The organism is Streptomyces sp. NPDC059009 (assembly GCF_042740175.1).
GTDB lineage: Bacteria > Actinomycetota > Actinomycetes > Streptomycetales > Streptomycetaceae > Streptomyces.
Genome location: NZ_JBHYJB010000003.1, coordinates 1 through 18,215 on the forward strand (window position 1 = coordinate 1; position 18,215 = coordinate 18,215).

17 protein-coding genes and 1 rRNA gene are annotated in these 18,215 nt (G+C 70.8%); 15 read left to right on the forward strand and 3 right to left on the reverse strand.

What is annotated here, in order from left to right; genetic code table 11:
- The 10 genes from rrf to ACFWYM_RS03545 all read left to right on the forward strand — a co-directional run.
- Positions 1-95 (forward strand): 5S ribosomal RNA (gene rrf / locus ACFWYM_RS03500); the annotation flags it as partial.
- 83 nt (positions 96-178) lie between these two features.
- A complete protein-coding gene (locus tag ACFWYM_RS03505; protein ID WP_384829437.1) occupies positions 179-829 on the forward strand; it encodes an HAD family hydrolase in 651 nt (216 codons plus the stop codon).
- Between the two features lie 148 nt (positions 830-977).
- Positions 978-1,694: a VC0807 family protein gene (locus ACFWYM_RS03510; RefSeq protein ID WP_384829439.1), complete on the forward strand. Its 717-nt coding sequence runs from the start codon at positions 978-980 to the stop codon at positions 1,692-1,694.
- Between the two features lie 47 nt (positions 1,695-1,741).
- Entirely contained in the window at positions 1,742-2,968 is a 1,227-nt protein-coding gene (locus ACFWYM_RS03515) for an MFS transporter (protein ID WP_384829441.1), read from the forward strand.
- The gene (locus ACFWYM_RS03520) at positions 2,919-4,112 is read left to right on the forward strand and encodes an acetoin utilization protein AcuC (protein ID WP_384829443.1); all 1,194 of its coding nucleotides are present in this window, start codon (positions 2,919-2,921) and stop codon (positions 4,110-4,112) included. The genes ACFWYM_RS03515 and ACFWYM_RS03520 overlap by 50 nt, the downstream gene beginning before the upstream one ends.
- A gap of 257 nt (positions 4,113-4,369) precedes the next feature.
- Positions 4,370-5,185, forward strand: coding sequence for a phosphatase (locus tag ACFWYM_RS03525; protein ID WP_384829445.1), 816 nt, complete (start codon positions 4,370-4,372; stop codon positions 5,183-5,185).
- A gap of 129 nt (positions 5,186-5,314) precedes the next feature.
- Positions 5,315-5,524 carry a helix-turn-helix domain-containing protein gene (locus ACFWYM_RS03530; protein WP_384829447.1) on the forward strand — a complete coding sequence of 70 codons (210 nt, stop codon included), beginning with the start codon at positions 5,315-5,317 and terminating at the stop codon, positions 5,522-5,524.
- 148 nt (positions 5,525-5,672) lie between these two features.
- Entirely contained in the window at positions 5,673-5,771 is a 99-nt protein-coding gene (locus tag ACFWYM_RS03535) for a 30S ribosomal protein bS22 (RefSeq protein ID WP_003948845.1), read from the forward strand.
- 240 nt (positions 5,772-6,011) lie between these two features.
- Positions 6,012-7,127, forward strand: a complete 1,116-nt coding sequence (locus tag ACFWYM_RS03540) for an NAD-dependent epimerase/dehydratase family protein (RefSeq protein WP_384830128.1) — start codon at positions 6,012-6,014, stop codon at positions 7,125-7,127.
- A 14-nt stretch (positions 7,128-7,141) separates the two neighbouring features.
- Positions 7,142-8,209: a lysophospholipid acyltransferase family protein gene (locus ACFWYM_RS03545; RefSeq protein ID WP_384829448.1), complete on the forward strand. Its 1,068-nt coding sequence runs from the start codon at positions 7,142-7,144 to the stop codon at positions 8,207-8,209.
- A 293-nt stretch (positions 8,210-8,502) separates the two neighbouring features.
- Here the strand turns inward: ACFWYM_RS03545 and ACFWYM_RS03550 are convergent, their stop codons facing one another.
- The 3 genes from ACFWYM_RS03550 to ACFWYM_RS03560 form a co-directional block, all read right to left on the reverse strand.
- The gene (locus ACFWYM_RS03550) at positions 8,503-9,759 is read right to left on the reverse strand and encodes a DUF5667 domain-containing protein (RefSeq protein ID WP_384829450.1); all 1,257 of its coding nucleotides are present in this window, start codon (positions 9,757-9,759) and stop codon (positions 8,503-8,505) included.
- A 282-nt stretch (positions 9,760-10,041) separates the two neighbouring features.
- A complete protein-coding gene (locus tag ACFWYM_RS03555; RefSeq protein WP_384829451.1) occupies positions 10,042-10,830 on the reverse strand; it encodes an ECF subfamily RNA polymerase sigma factor, BldN family in 789 nt (262 codons plus the stop codon).
- Positions 10,831-11,230: 400 nt separating this feature from the next.
- On the reverse strand, positions 11,231-12,193 hold the full coding sequence (locus ACFWYM_RS03560; protein ID WP_384829453.1) for an HAD family hydrolase: 963 nt from the start codon (positions 12,191-12,193) through the stop codon (positions 11,231-11,233).
- 160 nt (positions 12,194-12,353) lie between these two features.
- Between ACFWYM_RS03560 and ACFWYM_RS03565 the strand changes: the two genes are divergently transcribed.
- The 5 genes from ACFWYM_RS03565 to ACFWYM_RS03585 all read left to right on the forward strand — a co-directional run bounded on the left by ACFWYM_RS03565 (position 12,354) and on the right by ACFWYM_RS03585 (position 18,039).
- Positions 12,354-12,629: a glutaredoxin family protein gene (locus ACFWYM_RS03565; protein ID WP_384829455.1), complete on the forward strand. Its 276-nt coding sequence runs from the start codon at positions 12,354-12,356 to the stop codon at positions 12,627-12,629.
- Between the two features lie 325 nt (positions 12,630-12,954).
- Positions 12,955-13,710 (forward strand): redox-sensing transcriptional repressor Rex, encoded by a 756-nt coding sequence (locus tag ACFWYM_RS03570; RefSeq protein WP_384829457.1) that lies wholly within the window; start codon positions 12,955-12,957, stop codon positions 13,708-13,710.
- A complete protein-coding gene (locus ACFWYM_RS03575; protein ID WP_384829458.1) occupies positions 13,707-15,434 on the forward strand; it encodes a glutamyl-tRNA reductase in 1,728 nt (575 codons plus the stop codon). Before ACFWYM_RS03570 ends, ACFWYM_RS03575 begins: the two co-directional genes overlap by 4 nt.
- On the forward strand, positions 15,431-16,390 hold the full coding sequence (hemC, locus tag ACFWYM_RS03580; RefSeq protein ID WP_384829460.1) for a hydroxymethylbilane synthase: 960 nt from the start codon (positions 15,431-15,433) through the stop codon (positions 16,388-16,390). The genes ACFWYM_RS03575 and hemC overlap by 4 nt, the downstream gene beginning before the upstream one ends.
- Positions 16,387-18,039, forward strand: coding sequence for a uroporphyrinogen-III synthase (locus ACFWYM_RS03585; protein WP_384829462.1), 1,653 nt, complete (start codon positions 16,387-16,389; stop codon positions 18,037-18,039). The genes hemC and ACFWYM_RS03585 overlap by 4 nt, the downstream gene beginning before the upstream one ends.
- Positions 18,040-18,215 lie beyond the last annotated feature (176 nt).

The following is an 18,215-nucleotide window of genomic DNA, read 5'->3' on the forward strand; positions in this document are numbered from 1 at the left end:
AAACGCCCGGTTACATTCCGAACCCGGAAGCTAAGCCTCACAGCGCCGATGGTACTGCAGGGGGGACCCTGTGGGAGAGTAGGACGCCGCCGAACTAATTTTGGATAAAGGGAAACCCCCGCACCGTATGGTGCGGGGGTTTTCTGCGTTTATGGGCACTCGCGTTTAGGGTCGAAGTATGCGATACGACCTGGTCATCTTCGACAACGACGGCGTCCTCGTGGACAGCGAGCCGATTTCCAACACGATCCTCGCCGGCTACCTGACCGAGCTGGGTCACCCCACCTCGTACGAGGAATCTCTCCGGGACTACATGGGGGCCGCCGTCCACCGCGTGCACGACCTGGTCATGGAGCGCAGCGGACAGCAGCTGCCCGCGGACTTCGATGACACGCTGCATGCCCGCGTATTCGCTGCCTTCGAGCGGGAGTTGGAGCCCGTGGAAGGGGCCGTGGATGTGCTGGAGAAGCTCGTGGCCGAAGGGGTGCCGTACTGTCTCGCCTCCTCCGGGAGCCATGAGCGGATCCGGGTGGGGCACCGGAAGGCCGGGCTCAGCAAATGGTTCGACGACGAGCGGATCTTCAGTTCCCAGGACGTGGGGCGGGGGAAGCCCGCGCCTGATCTGTTCCTGTACGCCGCCGAGCGCATGGGGGTCGAGCCGGGGAGGTGTCTCGTCGTCGAGGACAGCCCGCTGGGAGTGCGGGCCGCCGTCGCCGCGGGGATGGACGTGTACGGGTTCACGGCCATGACGCCCGGGGAGCGGCTCGCCGACGCAGGGGCCACCCAACTCTTCGGGAGCATGCGGGAGTTGGCTGACCTGCTCGTATGACATGGACGATGACAGGAGCAGCGGGGGCGCCCTGACATTTGTCATGGCGTTGTCCGGACGATCGTTTCTGTTGGGCGAGGGGCCCTGACCGCGAAGCTGAGTACATCGAGAACGGGACGTACACAGCGACGACGGAGGGAACCCGATCATGAGCCAGCTCGCCACCACCACCCAGGCCGGTCCGACCGCCACCCAGGCCACCGGCCACCAGGCCGGGACGGAGCAGGCGTCGCGGTTCGAGTCGCTGAAGCCGCTCGTCCTCGACGCCGCCGTGCCCATGGCGATGTACTACCTGCTGAGCAACGGCTTCGGGATGAGCACCCTCAGCGCGCTCGCCTGGAGCAGCGTGGTGCCCGCCGGGCGGACCCTCTGGAGCCTCGTCAAGGAGCGGCGGGTGAACGGGCTCGCGGCGCTGATCCTCACCGCCAACATCGTCGGGCTGCTGCTCAGCCTCCTCTCCGGGGACGCGCGGTTCATGCTGGCCAAGGACAGCGGGATCACGGGGACCATCGGGCTTGTCGTCCTCGGCTCCGTCGCCTCGGGGCGGCCGTTGATGACCGTGGCCCTCAAGGCATGGGTGACCAAGGGGAACGCGGCGCGGGACGCGGCCTGGGGGCGGCTGGTGGCCCAGGGCGGACGGTTCGCGCGGATGGAGCGGATGTTCTCCGTGGTGTGGGGCGGGGCCCTGCTCGGTGAGGCCGTGCTGCGGATCGTGGGCGCCTACACGCTGCCCGTCGACACCATGGTCTGGCTCGGCGGCGTGATCGCGGCGGTCACCATCACCCTGGCGATGATCGTCAGCGGCGGGCGGCTCGTCGACCCGATGGAGAAGATGGTCGACCGTGAGGTCGCCGAGATTGGTTGAGTGATCTACCTACCCACGGGTAGCCCGGGGCCCTACGCTCTGCAGCCATGACAGATGTGCTGCGGCGCGGCAGGGCCTCGCTGGCGTTCAGCTTCCTCGTGCAGGGCGCCACGTTCGCACTGCTGGTGACGCGGATACCCGCGATACAGGACCGGTACGGGATATCCGACGGGCTGCTGCCCGTCTTCCTCGCGGCCGTGCCGATCCTCGCGGGCGTGGGCAGTGTGGCCACCGAGCACCTGGTGAAGCGGGTCCCGCCGAGCCGGGTGCTCCGCTGGTCGCAGCCGGTGGTGCTGCTTGCGCTGCTTGGCGTCGGTGCGGGGGACGCGCTGTGGCAAGTGGGCCTGTCCCTGGGGGCGTTCGGGCTCGCGGTCGGGGCCCTGGACGCCTCGATGAACATGCTCGGGGTGAGCCTGCAGCGGGCGTACGGGCGGAGCATCATGCTCGGCTTCCACGCCGCGTACAGCCTGGGCGGCATCGTCGGCGCCTCGCTCGCGTGGGCGGGGGCGCACTGGGACCTCTCGCTGTTCGTCTCGTATCTGCCGGTGGTGGCCGTGCTGCTGCCCGCCGCGCTGATCGGCAGCCGGTGGTACGTGGATGCCGGCCAGGGTGAAGGGGAACGCGGGGACGGGGGCGCGGAGCCGGGAGAGGGCGGGGCCGTCGTCTTCAAGCTGCTGCTGCCGCTGTGTCTCGTGATGACCTTCGCGTACATCGGGGACTCGACGGTCTCCAACTGGAGCGCGAAGTATCTCCAGGACGTGCTGGGGAGTTCGGAGCAGGTCTCCACCGTTCCGTACAACGTCTACATGGTCATGACGCTCATCGGGCGGGGCCTCGGGGACGCCGGGGTGCGGCGGTTCGGGGCGGTCGCGGTGGTGCGGGCCGGGGCCGTGGTCGCGGCGCTCGGCTTCGCCGTGGTGGCGGTGGCGCCGGGGGCGTGGATCGGGATCCTGGGCTTCACGGTGCTGGGGGTGGGGCTGTGTGTGATCGTGCCGCAGACCTTCGCCGCCGCCGGGCGGCTCTTTCCCGGGGCCTCGGACACGGCGGTCGCGCGCCTCAACGTCTTCAACTACGTGGGTTTCCTGATCGGTTCGCCGCTGGTGGGCGCCATCGGGGACGCCTGGAACTACCGCGGGGCGATGCTGGTGCCGATGGCGCTCGTCCTCGTCACGCTGGTGTACGCCCGTTCGTTCGCGCCGAAGGCGGCCCGATACGGTGACGGGCATGAGCGGCCGCGCACAGCTGATGTGGGACGAGGCAGTAACGGGCTATGACTTCGGGCCCGGACATCCGATGGACCCGGTGCGGCTCGCGCTGACCAGGGGGCTCATCGGGGCGTTCGGGCTCGATCGCGAGCTGGACGTGGTCGCGGCGCAGCGGGCCGGGGACTCCACGCTGCGCCTGGTGCACCGCGAGGACTATGTGGAGGCCGTGAAGGCGGTCTCGGCCGATCCGAGGGCGGCGGCCGTCGATCCCCGGTACGCGGCGGCGTACGGCCTCGGTACGGAGGACGACCCCGCCTTCGCCGGGATGCATGAGGCGTCGGCGCTGATCGCGGGGCAGTCGGTGGGCGCGGCCGAGGCGGTGTGGGCCGGGGACGCGCTGCACGCGGTGAACTTCGCGGGCGGGCTGCACCATGCGATGCCGGGGGCGGCCTCGGGGTTCTGTGTGTACAACGATGCGGCGTTGGCCATTGCGCGGTTGCTGGAGCTGGGGGCCGAGCGCGTCGCGTATGTGGATGTCGACGTGCATCACGGGGACGGGGTGCAGGCCGCGTTCTGGGAGGACCCGCGGGTCCTGACGATCTCGCTGCACGAGCATCCGCGGACGCTGTTCCCGCAGACCGGGTGGCCCGAGGAGACGGGCGCCGCCGGGGCCGCGGAGGGGTCCGCCGTGAATGTGGCGCTGCCGGCGGGGACCGGGGACGCGGGGTGGCTGCGGGCGTTCCACGCGGTGGTGCCGGAGCTGTTGGCGGACTTCCGGCCGGATGTGCTGGTGACGCAGCACGGGGCCGATACGCACTTCGAGGACCCGCTGGCGCACCTGGCTGTGTCGCTGGATGCGCAGCGGGCCGTGCAGGTGGCCTGCCATGAGCTGGCGCATGAGCACGCAGGTGGGCGGTGGGTCGCCCTCGGGGGTGGGGGGTATGCCGTGGTGGATGTGGTGCCGCGGTCGTGGACGCACTTGGTGGGGATCGCGGCGGGGGCTCCGGTGGAGCCGGGGGCTGGGGTGCCTGAGGCTTGGCGGGCTGAAGTGTTTGCGCGAGCGCGGCAGTTGGCGCCTTTGCGGATGACTGATGGGCGGTGGCCTGTGTCCTTCCAGGACTGGGAGGCGGGGTACGACCCTGCGGATCGGGTGGATCAGGCTGTGTTGGCTGCGCGGAGGGCGGCTTTTCCCTTGCGGGGGTTGCTGGCCTGATTTTTCTTTCCCCGATCCCGCCCCTTCCCGAATCCGGCGACTTCGTCGCCCCTGGGGTGCCCGTCCTGGGGCTTTGCCCCTAGACCCCCTTATCGGCCTGGACGGCCTCGTCCTCAAACGCCGGACGGGCTGAACGGGCCCGGACGGGCTGAAAGGTTCAGCCCGTGCGGTGGTGAGGGTACGCAGCATTAGCCCAACTGTGCGGTGTTTCGGGGGTTTTGGGGGTGGGTGAGGGGCTGATGCGCCAGCATCGGGGCGTGTTGAGCACCGGAGCGTTGCGGGCGCATTTGTTGGCGGCCAGGCTTGCTGGTCCCGTGGCGACGTCGCGGGAGGAGAGCCTGCGGAGCTATCGGCTGTTCGCGGCCCGGGACCCTCGGATACTGCTCGGGCTCGATCCCGAATGGAGCTGGGGCCAGCGGGACTTGCTCTCGCTCATGGCCGACAAGTGTGGGGTGTCCGCGGATCCGGGGCATACCACGGGTGCCGATGTCATCGACCCCGAGCGGACGTTGGCGGCGCTCGACGCGTTTGCCGAGCGGGTGGCGGAAGTGGCCCGGCGGGGGCTTCCGGTGCTTCTGGGGACCGGGCATCCGCATCGACTGCTCGGGTTCTACGCCGCGTTGGCGGACGCGCTGTCGGCGGCGGGATGTCCTGTTCTCACCCCTGCGCAGGGCAGCAGTGTCGACATAACGACCCGGTTCGGCCTACGCACGTACAACCTTGACTACGTACAAGGAGTCGCGCTGGTGCGGGAACCCGGCGCACGTTCAACCGGGAGTGAGACCGGCGCACATACACACTCTCCGCTCCCGGTTCGGGCGGCTTTGGGGGCCCTCGCGGAGGCCGGGGGACCGCTTCCCGAGCTGGTCATCGGGGACCACGGGTGGGTCTGCGGAGCAGGTCAGCTGGGGTTTGAGGCGATCGGTCTGGCGGATACGGACGATCCGGCGCTGTTCGTCGGAGAGGCCGAGGGGCTGGTGTCCGTCGTCGTTCCACTTGATGACGCTGTGCGGTCTGATTACTACCGACCGCTTACTCGCTATGTACTCAATCGAGCGTGTCTGTCACAGTAGGCGGCCGTTGGCAGCTCCTCTTCCCCACTCGTATCACCCGCCCCTAGTCTGGGGAGTGAGCGCGCAGCGACGAAGCGTCACCGGAAGGGGAAGCCGGTGCCCGTCATGTGCGGAAGGTTCGGGTGTGTCATGGCTGCTGACCAGAGGCCTCTGAACGAGGTCGTGTTCCTGACCGTGGCGGAAGTCGCCTCGGTGATGCGAGTCTCCAAGATGACCGTGTACCGGCTGGTGCACAGCGGTCATCTGCCCGCCATCAGGGTCGGAAGGTCCTTCCGGGTTCCCGAGCAGGCGGTTCACGAGTACCTTCGCGAGTCCTATGTGGGGGTGGACGCAGGCTGAGGGCAGAGCCCTCGAAGACCTCGATTACGTCCCTCACGCGGGGACGGGTAGGCTAGGCCGACGTAGGTCGTGTGGGCCCAGTCTGCCCCGCACCGTGTGATACCCCCGCACCACGCGGGGGTTGTCCGAGAAGTGAGCGAGGGAATTCGTGGGCTCTGTTATCAAGAAGCGGCGTAAGCGGATGGCCAAGAAGAAGCACCGCAAGCTGCTCAAGCGCACCCGCGTTCAGCGTCGCAACAAGAAGTAAGCGGCCGCTGCAACAGCGCGCACCGAAGCCCTCCTGCCGTACGGATCTGTACGGGGGGAGGGCTTCGGCCGTTTCCGGGCCGCGCGGGTTACGGGCCGCGCGGGCTGCGGGTTACGGGCCGCGAGTTCCGGACAACGGAGTCCGGGCGATGGGCTCGAGGTCATCACAGCGCAACATCCACCCGATAACGTGTGCGCAGGATGTGACTGGGGGCACTGGGGGCGAAAGGCAGGCGTGATCTTGGGCAAGGTCGTGCTCGTGACCGGGGTGGCCCGGCAGCTGGGGGGCCGGTTCGTCCGGCGGGTTCAGCGGGATCCGGGGGTCGAGCGGGTGCTCGCCGTGGACGCGGTCCCGCCCGAGCACCATCTGGGCGGCGCCGACTTCATCCAGGCCGACATCCGGCAGCCCGCCATCGCGAAGGTCCTCGCCGAGCACCGCGTGGACACCGTCGTGCACATGGACGTGACGGGCACCGCGCTCGCCGGGGGCAGCCGGGGCTCGGTCAAGGAGACCAACGTCATCGGCACCATGCAGCTCCTGGGCGCCTGCCAGAAGTCGCCGACCGTGAAGCGGCTCGTCGTGAAGTCGAGCACCAATGTGTACGGTTCGGCGCCCCGCGACCCCGCGGTCTTCACCGAGACCACTCCGCCCAAGTCCCTGCCCAGCGGCGGCTTCGCCAAGGACACCGTGGAGGTCGAGGGCTATGTGCGGGGCTTCGCGCGCCGCCGCCCCGACGTCGCGGTGTGTGTGCTGCGGTTCGCGAACATCCTGGGGCCGACCGCGGACTCGCCCCTCGCCCAGTACTTCTCGCTGCCCGTCCTGCCGACCGTCCTCGGCTATGACCCGAGGCTGCAGTTCGTGCACGAGGAGGACGCGGTGGAGGTGCTGCGCCTGGCCTCGCACGACCCGGAGCGCGGCACGCTCAACAGCGGCACGTTCAACATCGCGGGCGACGGGCAGCTGCTGCTCTCGCAGTGCTCGCGGCGGCTCGGCCGGCCGACGGTCCCGGTGTTCCTGCCGACGGTGACCTGGGCCGGCTCCGCGCTGCGGACGCTCGGTGTGAGCGACTTCTCGCCCGAGCAGATCCGGCTGCTCACCCACGGACGGGTCGTGGCCACCCGGCAGATGCGCGAGACAATGGGGTTCCGGCCGAAGTACACGACCGCGGAGACCTTCGCGGACTTCGTACGCAGCCGGGGTCCGGGGCTCCTGCCGCCCCGGGTCGTCGCGGACGTCGTCGACCGGATCGCCGCGCTGCCCTTCGCGGGCGGCCGGGGCACGGGCGGGGGCGTGGACGGGTCCGCGAACACACAGCAGGGTGCCACGACGCGGGGCGCCAACCAGAGCGCCGACTGAGGAGCGCATCAACGATGGCGGACGCCAAGGTCATTCCGTTCGACGAGGGCGCGGCCGACCGGTCGCGCGGTGGCGCACAGCGCCCGTCGCGGCGCCGTGCCGCGCCGCGGCGCACGAGCGAACCGGCGGCGGTGCGCGAGGTGCAGCCGCTGCCCGGACAGGCGGCGGCCGGGACACCGGAGCCGGACGAGGCGGAGCGGAAGGAGGCACCGGGCGTGCCGGGGCCGCGCGCCGAGGGCGGCGGCGGCCTGGAGCGGCGCATCGCGGGCGGCCTCGCCTTTCTGCGGCGGCGCCTGACCGGGGAGTACGAGGTCGATGACTTCGGTTACGACAAGGAGCTCACCGACCAGGTCCTGATGACCATGGTCAGGCCGCTGTACGAGAAGTACTTCCGTGTCGAGGTGAAGGGCATCGAGAACATCCCGGCGGACGGCGGGGCGCTGATCGTCGCCAACCACTCCGGGACGCTGCCGCTCGACGGCGTGATGATGCAGGTCGCCGTGCACGACAACCACCCCGCCGAACGGCATCTGCGCCTCCTCGCCGCCGACCTGGTCTTCATGCTCCCGGGCATCAACGAGCTGGCCCGCAAGGCCGGGCACACCCTGGCCTGCGCGGAGGACGCCGAGCGGCTCCTGGAGCGCGGGGAGCTGGTCGGGGTGATGCCGGAGGGCTTCAAGGGCATCGGCAAGCCGTTCAGCGAGCGCTACAAGCTGCAGCGCTTCGGCCGGGGCGGCTTCGTCTCGACGGCGCTGCGCGCGGGCACCCCGATCATCCCGTGCTCGATCGTCGGGGCCGAGGAGATCTACCCCATGATCGGCAACGCCAAGACGCTGGCGCGGCTGTTGGGCTTCCCGTACTTCCCGGTGACGCCGACCTTCCCGTGGCTGGGGCCGCTGGGGATGGTGCCGCTGCCGACGAAGTGGACGATCCAGTTCGGCGAGCCGATTCCGACGGACGGATACCCGCCGGAGGCGGCGGAGGACCCGATGCTGATGTTCAACCTGACGGACCAGGTGCGCGAGCAGATCCAGCACACGCTGTACAAGCTGCTGGTGCAGCGGCGGTCGGTGTTCTTCTGACGTGGCTGTTCGGGGCGAGGACGGGCAGTCGCGCGGTTGAGTCCCTCCAGTCGCGCGAAGCCCCGCGGAAGCGCTTCGGTGCGCCGGGCCGACGGACGGAGTCCGGCGCAGCCGTACGAAGCCTGCGAAGCAGTGCGAGGGCGGCAGATAGGAGGGGCCAAGCTGCTGGTGCAGCGGCGGTCGGTGTTCTTCTGACCGTTCCTGTTCTGCTGACCGGTTCTCCGGCCTCGTACGTACGTTGATGGGGCGCCCTCCGCGCGGAGGGCGCCCCATCAACGTAGGGAAAAACTCTGCTACTTCGTGGTGTCCTCGCCGTCGATGCCCAGGCCGGGCAGGAGTCCGGGGAGGATCGGGGGCAGGGTGACGTCGGGCTTGGGCTTGGAGTCGCCCGTGTCGTCCTTGCTGTCGGTCGGGGTGGGGCTCGCCTGCTCGTCGGGCGGGTCGAGGAGGCCGCCGGTGTTGCCGCCGAGGAGGCCGCCGCCCTCGCTGCCGCTGTCGCGCGGGGTGGAGGGGCTGGGCTTGCGGTGCCTGCCGGTGCCCTCCTCGTGCGTGCCGCGGGGGTGGGAGGGGGTGGCCTTGCCGGTGTTCGCGGTGCCGGTGCTGTCCTGGCTCGACTGCCCGCCGTCGCGGCCCGATTCCGGGATGCTCGGCAGGAGTCCCTGCAGCGGGCCGACCTCGTCGTCTATGGCGTCGAAGACGGAGTTGACCTCTTGTCCCACGTCGCCCAGCTGGACCGGGAGGCGGCTCTGCAGGGCGCTCCAGCTCTCGCGGTGCGACTGCGAGAAGGCGGAGAGGGCCTGGATGGGACCGAGCGAGCCGTCCCGCTCGTACGCCTCGTGGAGCAGGCGGTGGCCCTCCGTCGCGTCGTGCCGCATGCCGGACAGGGCGCGCCTGACCTCGCCGACCGACTCGTGGTCCAAGTCGCCCGCGCGGCCCCGCTCCATCAGGCGGCGGGCCTCGCTGAGCCGGGTCGACGCCTGGTCCAGGTAGAGCTGGCCGCGGTCCGAGTCGCCGTCCGCCATGCCGAGCTTGAGGTCTTCCATGCCGCGCTTGAGCCCGTACAGGGAATCACCGGGCAGCGCGTCCGAGCTGGCGGCGGCGACTCCGCTGAACGCTCCGGCGGCCACACCGACGGTGAGTCCGCCCGCGGCGATGCCTTTGGACAGCCGGGAGCGCGGCTTCAACTTCCGCAGTCCGGTGGCCCGGTGGGTGCCCTTGCCGCGTGCGCGTTGCTCGGGCACCAAAGGGCCCCCCGCCTCGCCCGCCGCCGTGCCCTCCAGGAGCATCGCTTCCATGGCGGCCACGAGCTGGGCTCGCTGGACCACCTTGACCTCGGGGTCAAGGTCCGGCTTCGGCAGTTCGCCGAGTCCGGTCGCCAGGGTCAACATCCGCTCCTGCTCGTCCTGTTGGGACGGGCCGGTCCTGGCTGCCGCCGGGACGGTAGCCGTGGGATCGTCGGGCTGCTCGGCCGCCGGGTCCTGGCCGGAATGCTCCTCCAGGGCCTGGGCGAAGGCGTTCGCCCGCCGGTGGGCCGATACATTCGCGATCACTGGCGGCACCTCCTCTCGTCATGACGGTCGACTCCCCAGGGGGTCCTGAGGGTTGCACGATCTGGCCGCATCCACACGATCGGGTGAGCGGATGGGGCTTCCCCATGCTCATTCAGAGCTTGGGGAAGGGCCAGGGAGCGACCACAGGGAGCCTGCATCCCGCACAACGAGCGTCGCGGCACTTGGGTTACGGACGAAGGATGATCGGACCGCGAGGAAATAAGGAAGCCGCCGTGGCGGCCATCTGGCCGCCACAGCAGGTGAGTTGAGCGCTACGGAGCGCTAGCGCGCGTCGTCCGGGAGGAGGCGCGCGAGGGTGCGCACGGCGCGGTACTGGAGGGTCTTGATCGCGCCCTCGTTCTTCCCCATCACCCGGGCGGTCTCGGCGACCGAGAGGCCCTGGAGGAAGCGCAGCGTCACGCACTCCTGCTGCTGCGGGTTGAGGCGGCGGACGGCGTCGAGCAGCGCCGCGTTCGACAGGGACTCGAGCACCGAGTCCTCGGGGGAGCGCTCGACCTCGTTGGCGTCGAGCATCTCGCCGGTGGTGACTTCGAGGCGGAAGCGGCTCGACTTGAAGTGGTCGGCCACCAGATTGCGCGCGATCGTGACCAGCCAGGCGCCGAAGTCGCGGCCCTGCCAGGTGAAGGTCCCGATGCGGCGCAGGGCGCGCAGAAAGGTCTCACTGGTGAGGTCCTCGGCGGTCGCCTTGCCGCCCACGCGGTAATAGATGTAGCGGTAGACCGTGTCGCTGTACTGGTCGTAGAGGCGGCCGAAGGCGTCGGCCTCGCCCGCCTGGGCGCGCTCGACGAGGTCCATCATGCGCGCGCTGTCGCTGTCCGCGGCGGGACGGCGGGGGGCGGGGGTCGTGGCGGCACTGGCGGAACGGGTCCGTCTGTTCACCGCGGCACCGCCGTCCGCCAGGGCATAGCAGGGCCCGGCGGGTGCGGGGACGGCGAAGGCGGGGACGGCGGGGCCGGCGTACGCGGTGGGGACGAAGCCGCGCAAGCGGTCGGCGACCGTTGCGCGCAGCGTAGCCAGGCCCGAGGTGTCAACCCCGACGTGTGGGTACACGGGACTCCCAGAGGCAGAGCTTCCATCACGTGCAGTGCGGGACCGTTCACCCGTCGTAGCGAAAGGCGGGGTCCGTTATGCGTCTGAGGAGAATAACGCTTCGTACAGGCAGCGCTACACCCAGTTGCTCAAATCATCGATTACGTCGCTTCTGTAACCGATTGACGCCTGATCAAGTACCGCTCTGTGAGCAGTTGTTGATCGGATTAGCTCGCATTCCGTCTGAGCGCGGGGCGTGTTGTGGCCGAGTTGAACCAACGGGACTGGCGGGAGCCGGGGCGGGGTAGGAGGCAGCAATTGCCGCGTGTCAGCGGCACACTTCGCCCCCGTGACCGTCCGTGGCCGACGGCGCGGGCCCATGAGTCCGCCGTCGGGTGGGTGCGTCGGTCGGGCGGGTGCGTCAGTGGCGGCGGCGGTGCAGGGCGATCGCCGCGGCGGCGCCGCCCGCGAGCGCGCCGACCCCGGCGGCGGCCGGGATGCCGACCTTCGCGGCCTTGCGGCCGGTGCGGTAGTCGCGCAGCCGCCAGTCCCGCTCGCGGGCGTGCTTGCGCAGCTTCGCGTCCGGGTTGATCGCGTACGGGTGGCCGACGAGCGAGAGCATCGGGATGTCGTTGTGCGAGTCGCTGTACGCGGCGCAGCGGGCGAGGTCCAGGCCCTCGGCGGCGGCGAGGGCGCGGACGGCCTCGGCCTTCGCGGGGCCGTGCAGCGGTTCGCCCACGAGGCGGCCGGTGTAGACGCCGTTCACGGACTCGGCGACGGTGCCGAGCGCGCCGGTCAGGCCGAGGCGGCGGGCGATGATCGTCGCCGTCTCCACCGGGGCAGCCGTGACCAGCCAGACCTTCTGGCCCGCGTCCAGGTGGGCCTGGGCGAGGGCGCGGGTGCCGGGCCAGATGCGCTCGGCCATGTACTCGTCGTAGATCTCCTCGCCGATGGACATCAGCTCGGCGACCCGGTGGCCCTTGACGATGGACAGGGCGCTGTCGCGGGCGTCCTGCATGTGTTCGGGGTCCTCGACGCCGGCCAGGCGGAACCAGGTCTGCTGCCAGGCGAACCGGACCAGTTCCTGGCGGTCGAAGAACTTCCGCTTGTACAGGCCGCGGCCGAAGTGGAAGAGCGCGGCGCCCTGCATCACGGTGTTGTCGAGGTCGAAGAAGGCGGCGGCCTTCTCGTCGCCGACGACCGGGAACTCCGGTTCTGCGGGCTCCTGCTCCTCGGCTTCCGCGGCAGCCTCCGCCGCGCGCGCGAGTTCCTCCTCCTGTTCCTGGGAGGACTTGCGCGCGGCCTCAGCAGCGGCCTCGCCTGCCAACACGCTCCGCGCCGTGGCGGAGCGCCTACGGGGGGTGAGCCATCCGAGAGCGGCCATGGCGTGAGCATAGCCAGTCTGTTCGGTACTTCCCGAGTCGGCAGGGTTCGACCCTGTGAACTCTGCGCGTCCGCGCCGTTAAACGGAGCGGCGCGCCGGGTGCCTGCCAGGTCTCTGTCGGGTGTCCTGGACACCGCTCGCGCGGGGTGAGAATGAGGACATGAGCCCGATTTTTCGCCGTACGAAGAAGAGCGCGGCCGAGCGGACGGTCACCTTGATCGGAAAGCCCGGATGCCATCTGTGTGATGAGGCACAGGTGGTGATCGAGAAGGTCTGCGGCGAGCTCGGCGTCGCGTGGGAGAAGAAGGACATCACGCAGGACGAGGAGCTCAACCGCGCCTACTGGGAGCAGATTCCGGTGGTCCTGGTGGACGGGGAGCAGCACACCTTCTGGCGCGTGAACGAAGAACGGCTGCGTCGCGCCCTGAGTGAGTGATCACAAGAGCTCGGGAGAGTTCCGAACGTCACTGACTGATCAGTACAACTCGTCCGTAAGGTCCCTTAGGATCGTGTGCGGTTTTGGTCTCGGGGGCGTGGATCGTTAAGGAGAGTGTGCGGTTTTGCCCCCCTCATGTGTGCAACGCCGCTGCCTGCGCGCCGGTTCCACCTCTGCGCGCCGGGGGCGCGTGACCCCGGTCACGTTGGCCGGGCAAATCGGACACCATCTTTGTGCACGCGTTCACAAAGACATAGCCTGCATTCGACGGGGCGGTCTGGGGACGTGTGACCGCCTGCAGCCCCGCTCTACCCGCAGGAGCACCGTGGCAACTGGCCGAACTCACCGACCGGCGACCCGCAGCCGAGGAATTCCCGAGGCCACCGTCGCCAGGCTTCCGCTGTACCTCCGAGCCCTCACCGCACTGTCGGAGCGCTCGGTGCCCACGGTCTCCTCCGAGGAGCTCGCGGCCGCCGCGGGGGTCAACTCCGCGAAGCTGCGCAAGGACTTCTCCTACCTCGGCTCCTACGGGACCCGTGGCGTCGGCTACGACGTCGAGTATCTCGTCTACCAGATCTCCCGGGAACTGGGCCTGACCCAGGACTGGCCGGTTGTGATCGTCGGTATCGGTAACCTCGGTGCGGCGCTTGCCAATTACGGCGGGTTCGCCTCGCGCGGTTTCCGCGTCGCGGCCCTCATCGACGCCGACCCGGCAATGGCCGGAAAGCCCGTGGCGGGCATGCCGGTCCAGCACACCGACGACCTCGAGAAGATCATCGAGGACAACGGCGTCTCCATCGGTGTCATCGCGACCCCGGCCGGCGCCGCCCAGCAGGTGTGCGAGCGGCTCGTCGCCGCCGGCGTGACCTCGATCCTGAACTTCGCGCCCACCGTCCTGCAGGTGCCGGACGGCGTCGACGTGCGCAAGGTGGACCTCTCCATCGAGCTGCAGATCCTCGCCTTCCACGAGCAGCGCAAGGCCGGTGAGGACGCGGCCGCCGAGGCCGCCGCCGCGCCCGCCGCCACCAAGCAGGACCGGAAGGGACCCGACGGGGACGTCCCCGCCGTGATGCCGGCATGAGCCTCCTCGTCGTCGGCCTCAGCCACCGCAGCGCCCCCGTCAGCGTCCTGGAGCGCGCCGCGCTCTCCCCGGACGCGCAGGCCAAGCTGCTCCAGGACACCCTGGCCGCCGAGCCCGCCGCCGAGGCCGCGGTGCTCGCCACCTGCAACCGCATCGAGCTCTACGCCGACGTGGACAAGTTCCACGCGGGCGTCGCCGAGCTGTCCACGCTGCTCGCCCAGCACAGCGGTGTGGGTCTCGAAGAGCTCACTCCCTTCTTGTACGTGCACTACGAGGACCGGGCGGTCCACCACCTCTTCTCGGTGGCGTGCGGCCTCGACTCGATGGTGGTCGGCGAGGGGCAGATCCTCGGGCAGATCAAGGACGCCCTGGCGCGCGCGCAGGAGCTGCACACCGCGGGCCGGCTGCTCAACGACCTGTTCCAGCAGGCCCTTCGGGTCGGCAAGCGGGCGCACTCGGAGACCGGCATCGACCGGGCCGGGCAGTCGCTCGTCACCTTCGGCCTGGAGCAGCTCGCCGGGCGGGCCGGTGTCGAGGCGTGGGCCGCGGGCAAGCGGGCCCTGGTGATCGGCGCGGGCTCCATGTCCTCGCTCGCCGCGGCGACGCTCGCGCGGGCCGGGGTCGCCGAGATCGTGATCGCCAACCGGACGCCGGACCGGGCCGAGCGGCTCGCCCAGATCCTGAACGAGGGCGGAGGCACGGGTTCCGCCCGCGCCGTCGCCATGGCCGACGTCGCCGCCGAACTGACACGTGCCGATGTCGCGGTCTCCTGCACCGGCGCCACCGGCCTCGTCCTGCGGGCCGACGCCGTCGCCGCCGCGCTCGAAGGCCGCGCCGACGGTCCGGTCGCCGTGACCGCGGCGCCCGCCCACGCCCCCGTACAGCCGCAGAAGTCCGACGAGGACGGCTGTCCCGTGGGGCTGGGCGCACGCGGTGGCGCCGGGTTCTCCGTCATGGGTGAGGCCGCCGTCGCCGGGATGGACGCGGCCGCCCTCGAACAGCACGGCGCCTGGGTCGACAACGCCCCCGGCGAGCAGGTCACGCACGCCGTCGACCCGGCCGCCGAGGCCGAGGCCATCGCCGCGCTCGCCGCCGTGGGCCGGGTGCCCGAGCGGCGCGGCCCCGCCGACGAGACCGTGCCCGACCGGCGCACCCCGCTGCTCGCGCTGCTCGACCTCGCCATGCCCCGGGACATCGACGCCGCCGTGCACCGCCTCGACGCGGTGCACCTCGTCGACATCGAGTCGCTCGCCGAGGCGTCCGCCGACGCCCCGATGGCCGCCGATGTGGACCAGGTGCGCGGCATCGTCTCCGAAGAGGTCGCCTCCTTCAGCGCCGCGCAGCGGGCCGCGCACATCACGCCGACCGTCGTCGCGCTGCGCACCATGGCCGCCGACGTCGTCGCCAGCGAGATCACCCGGCTCGACGGGCGCCTGCCCGAACTCGGCGAGAAGCAGCGGGCGGAGATCACCCAGACCGTGCGCCGCGTCGTCGACAAGCTCCTGCACGCGCCCACCGTCCGGGTCAAGCAGCTGGCCAGCGAGCCCGGCGGCGCCGGGTACGCGGACGCGCTGCGCACCCTCTTCGACCTCGACCCGGAGACGGTGGCCGCCGTCAGCAGGGCCGAGCGGCCGTCAGGCGCGGACCAGCCGCCGGGCCGGGAGCTCACGAACCACCAGCAGTCCACGAACCAACCGATAGACCCGAATCGAGGCCGAGCATGACCGGGAAGGCACTCCGGCTCGGGACCAGGCGCAGCAAGCTGGCCATGGCCCAGTCCGGGCAAGTGGCAGAGACTGTGCGCCAGTTGACGGGACGCCCCGTCGAGCTGGTCGAGATAACCACCTACGGCGACACCTCCCGCGAGCACCTCGCGCAGATCGGCGGCACCGGCGTCTTCGTCACCGCCCTGCGCGACGCGCTCACCAAGGGCGAGGTCGACTTCGCCGTGCACTCGCTGAAGGACCTGCCCACCGCGCAGCCCGCGGACCTGACCCTGGCCGCCGTGCCGCTGCGCGAGGACCCGCGCGACGTCCTGATCGCCAGGGACCACCTGACCTTCTCCGAGCTCCCCGACGGGGCCCGCGTCGGCACCGGTTCGCCGCGCCGCATGGCCCAGTTGAACGCGTACGCCCGCAGCCACGGCATGCGCATCGAGACCGTGCCGATCCGCGGGAACATCGACACCCGCGTCGGATACGTGCACAAGGGAGAGCTCGACGCCGTCGTCCTCGCCGCCGCGGGCCTGCGCCGCGTCGGCCGGATCGACGAGGTGACCGACTTCCTGTCGGTCGACACCGTTCTGCCCGCCCCCGGCCAGGGGGCACTGGCGATCGAGTGCGCCGCGGTCAACGCGTCACTCGCCGCCGCGCTCGCCGAGCTCGACGACCCGTACACCCGGGCCGCCGTGACCGCCGAGCGGTCCCTGCTCGCCGCCCTGGAAGCCGGTTGCAGCGCACCTGTTGGCGCGCTGGCCGACTTGCTGGCCGACGGGCAGATTGTCAAGGAAATGCGCCTGCGCGGCGTCGTCGGGTCGACCGACGGCGCGACGCTGGTGCAGCTGTCCACCACCGGTCCCGTGCCCGAGACGGAGAACGAAGCCTCGGCGCTCGGCCGCGAACTCGCGGCCGACATGCTCGCCAAGGGCGCGGCCGGTCTGATGGGGGAGCGAGCACTTTGAGCCCCACCTCTAACCTTCCCGCCCCTCCCGCACACGGGCACGTCACCTTCCTCGGTGCCGGACCCGGGGATCCGGGACTGCTGACTCTGCGCGCCGTCGAGGCGCTGGCGCGCGCGGACGTGCTGGTCGCCGAGCCCGAAGTGCTGGAGGTCGTCCGCGCACATGCCCGGGGAGGTGTGGACACACCTCAGCCAGCCGGCCCTGACGAGGCTTCAGTTGACGCCTCTTCGGTTCGGGCTGCGGCCAATCTTGTCATGGCGGCCGCACGCGGCGGCAGGCGGGTGGTGCGTGCTGTGGCGGGCGACCCGGGCCTGGACACGGACGCCGCCGAGGAGATGCTGGCGTGCGCCGCCGAGGGCATCCCCTTCGAGGTGGTGCCCGGCATCGCGGCCGCCGTGGGCGTCCCCGCGTACGCGGGTGTCCCGCTGCGCGACGCGCAGGGCACGGACGTCCGCTTCGTCGACGCCCGTACCGCGTCGGACCGTTGCTGGACCGAGGTCGGTGCGTCGGACGGGACCGTGGTCGTCTCGACGACGCTGGAGACCGTCGCGGCCGCGGCCGGTGAACTGGTCGCCGCCGGGCGGAAGCCCGACACCCCGATGACCGTCACCATCGCCGGTACGACGACGCGGCAGCGCACCTGGAGCGCGACGCTCGGCACGGTCGCGCAGGTCCTGAAGCAGGCCAAGGTGCTGCCCTCGCCGGACGGCGGCCAGGCAGTGATAGCCGTGGTCGGCGAGCGCTCCGCCACCGCCCAGCGCGACCAGCTGTCGTGGTTCGAGTCGAAGCCGCTCTTCGGGTGGCGCGTGCTCGTCCCGCGCACGAAGGAGCAGGCGGCTTCGCTCTCCGACCAGTTGAGGTCGTACGGCGCGGTGCCGCACGAGGTCCCGACGATCGCTGTCGAGCCGCCGCGGACGCCGCAGCAGATGGAGCGGGCGGTCAAGGGGCTCGTCACCGGGCGCTACGAGTGGATCGCCTTCACGTCGGTCAACGCCGTCAAGGCCGTGCGGGAGAAGTTCGAGGAGTACGGGCTCGACGCGCGCGCCTTCGCCGGGATCAAGGTCGCGGCCGTGGGCGAGCAGACCGCGGCTGCGCTGGTCGCTTTTGGTGTGAAGCCCGATCTGGTGCCCAGTGGGGAGCAGTCGGCGGCGGGGCTGTTGGAGGACTGGCCTCCGTACGACCCGGTCTTCGACCCGATCGACCGGGTGTTCCTGCCGCGGGCCGACATCGCCACGGAGACGCTGGTCGCCGGGCTCATCGACCTCGGGTGGGAGGTCGACGACGTGACCGCCTACCGGACCGTGCGGGCCTCGCCGCCGCCTGCGGAGACGCGGGAGGCGATCAAGGGCGGTGGCTTTGACGCGGTGCTCTTCACGTCGTCGAGCACGGTGCGGAACCTGGTGGGTATTGCCGGGAAGCCGCACAACGTGACCGTGATCGCCTGTATCGGGCCTGCCACGGCGAAGACCGCTGAGGAGCATGGGCTTCGGGTGGATGTGATGGCTCCGGAGCCGTCGGTGCACAAGTTGGCTGAGGCGCTTGCGGAGTTCGGGGCGGCGCGTCGTGCGGCTGCGCTTGAGGCGGGGGATCCTGTTACCCGGCCCAGTGAGCGGCGGCCGGGGGCGCGGAGGCGGCGGGCGGCGCCGTAGGGTTTTCTTTCCCCGAGCCCGCCCCTTCCCGAAACAGCCGCTCCGCGGCCCGGGGGCGCCGGTCCTGGGGCTTCGCCCCTGGACCCCGGTCGGCGCTTCGCGCCAACAGCCCCCATGCCCGCCCGGGGGCCGACACCCGGCGGGCGGCCCGGCCCTAATGGACGGTCTCGGAGGTG

What these genes read in the sequence shown, in the direction of transcription:
- ACFWYM_RS03565 (WP_384829455.1), top strand. Translation starts at nt 12,354, where the DNA reads ATGAGCCCGATTTTTCGCCGTACGAAGAAGAGCGCGGCCGAGCGGACG.
- ACFWYM_RS03520 (WP_384829443.1), top strand. Translation starts at nt 2,919, where the DNA reads ATGAGCGGCCGCGCACAGCTGATGTGGGACGAGGCAGTAACGGGCTAT.
- hemC (WP_384829460.1), top strand. Translation starts at nt 15,431, where the DNA reads ATGACCGGGAAGGCACTCCGGCTCGGGACCAGGCGCAGCAAGCTGGCC.
- ACFWYM_RS03560 (WP_384829453.1), bottom strand. Translation starts at nt 12,193, where the DNA reads ATGGCCGCTCTCGGATGGCTCACCCCCCGTAGGCGCTCCGCCACGGCG.
- ACFWYM_RS03510 (WP_384829439.1), top strand. Translation starts at nt 978, where the DNA reads ATGAGCCAGCTCGCCACCACCACCCAGGCCGGTCCGACCGCCACCCAG.
- ACFWYM_RS03530 (WP_384829447.1), top strand. Translation starts at nt 5,315, where the DNA reads ATGGCTGCTGACCAGAGGCCTCTGAACGAGGTCGTGTTCCTGACCGTG.
- ACFWYM_RS03505 (WP_384829437.1), top strand. Translation starts at nt 179, where the DNA reads ATGCGATACGACCTGGTCATCTTCGACAACGACGGCGTCCTCGTGGAC.
- ACFWYM_RS03515 (WP_384829441.1), top strand. Translation starts at nt 1,742, where the DNA reads ATGACAGATGTGCTGCGGCGCGGCAGGGCCTCGCTGGCGTTCAGCTTC.
- ACFWYM_RS03575 (WP_384829458.1), top strand. Translation starts at nt 13,707, where the DNA reads ATGAGCCTCCTCGTCGTCGGCCTCAGCCACCGCAGCGCCCCCGTCAGC.
- ACFWYM_RS03545 (WP_384829448.1), top strand. Translation starts at nt 7,142, where the DNA reads ATGGCGGACGCCAAGGTCATTCCGTTCGACGAGGGCGCGGCCGACCGG.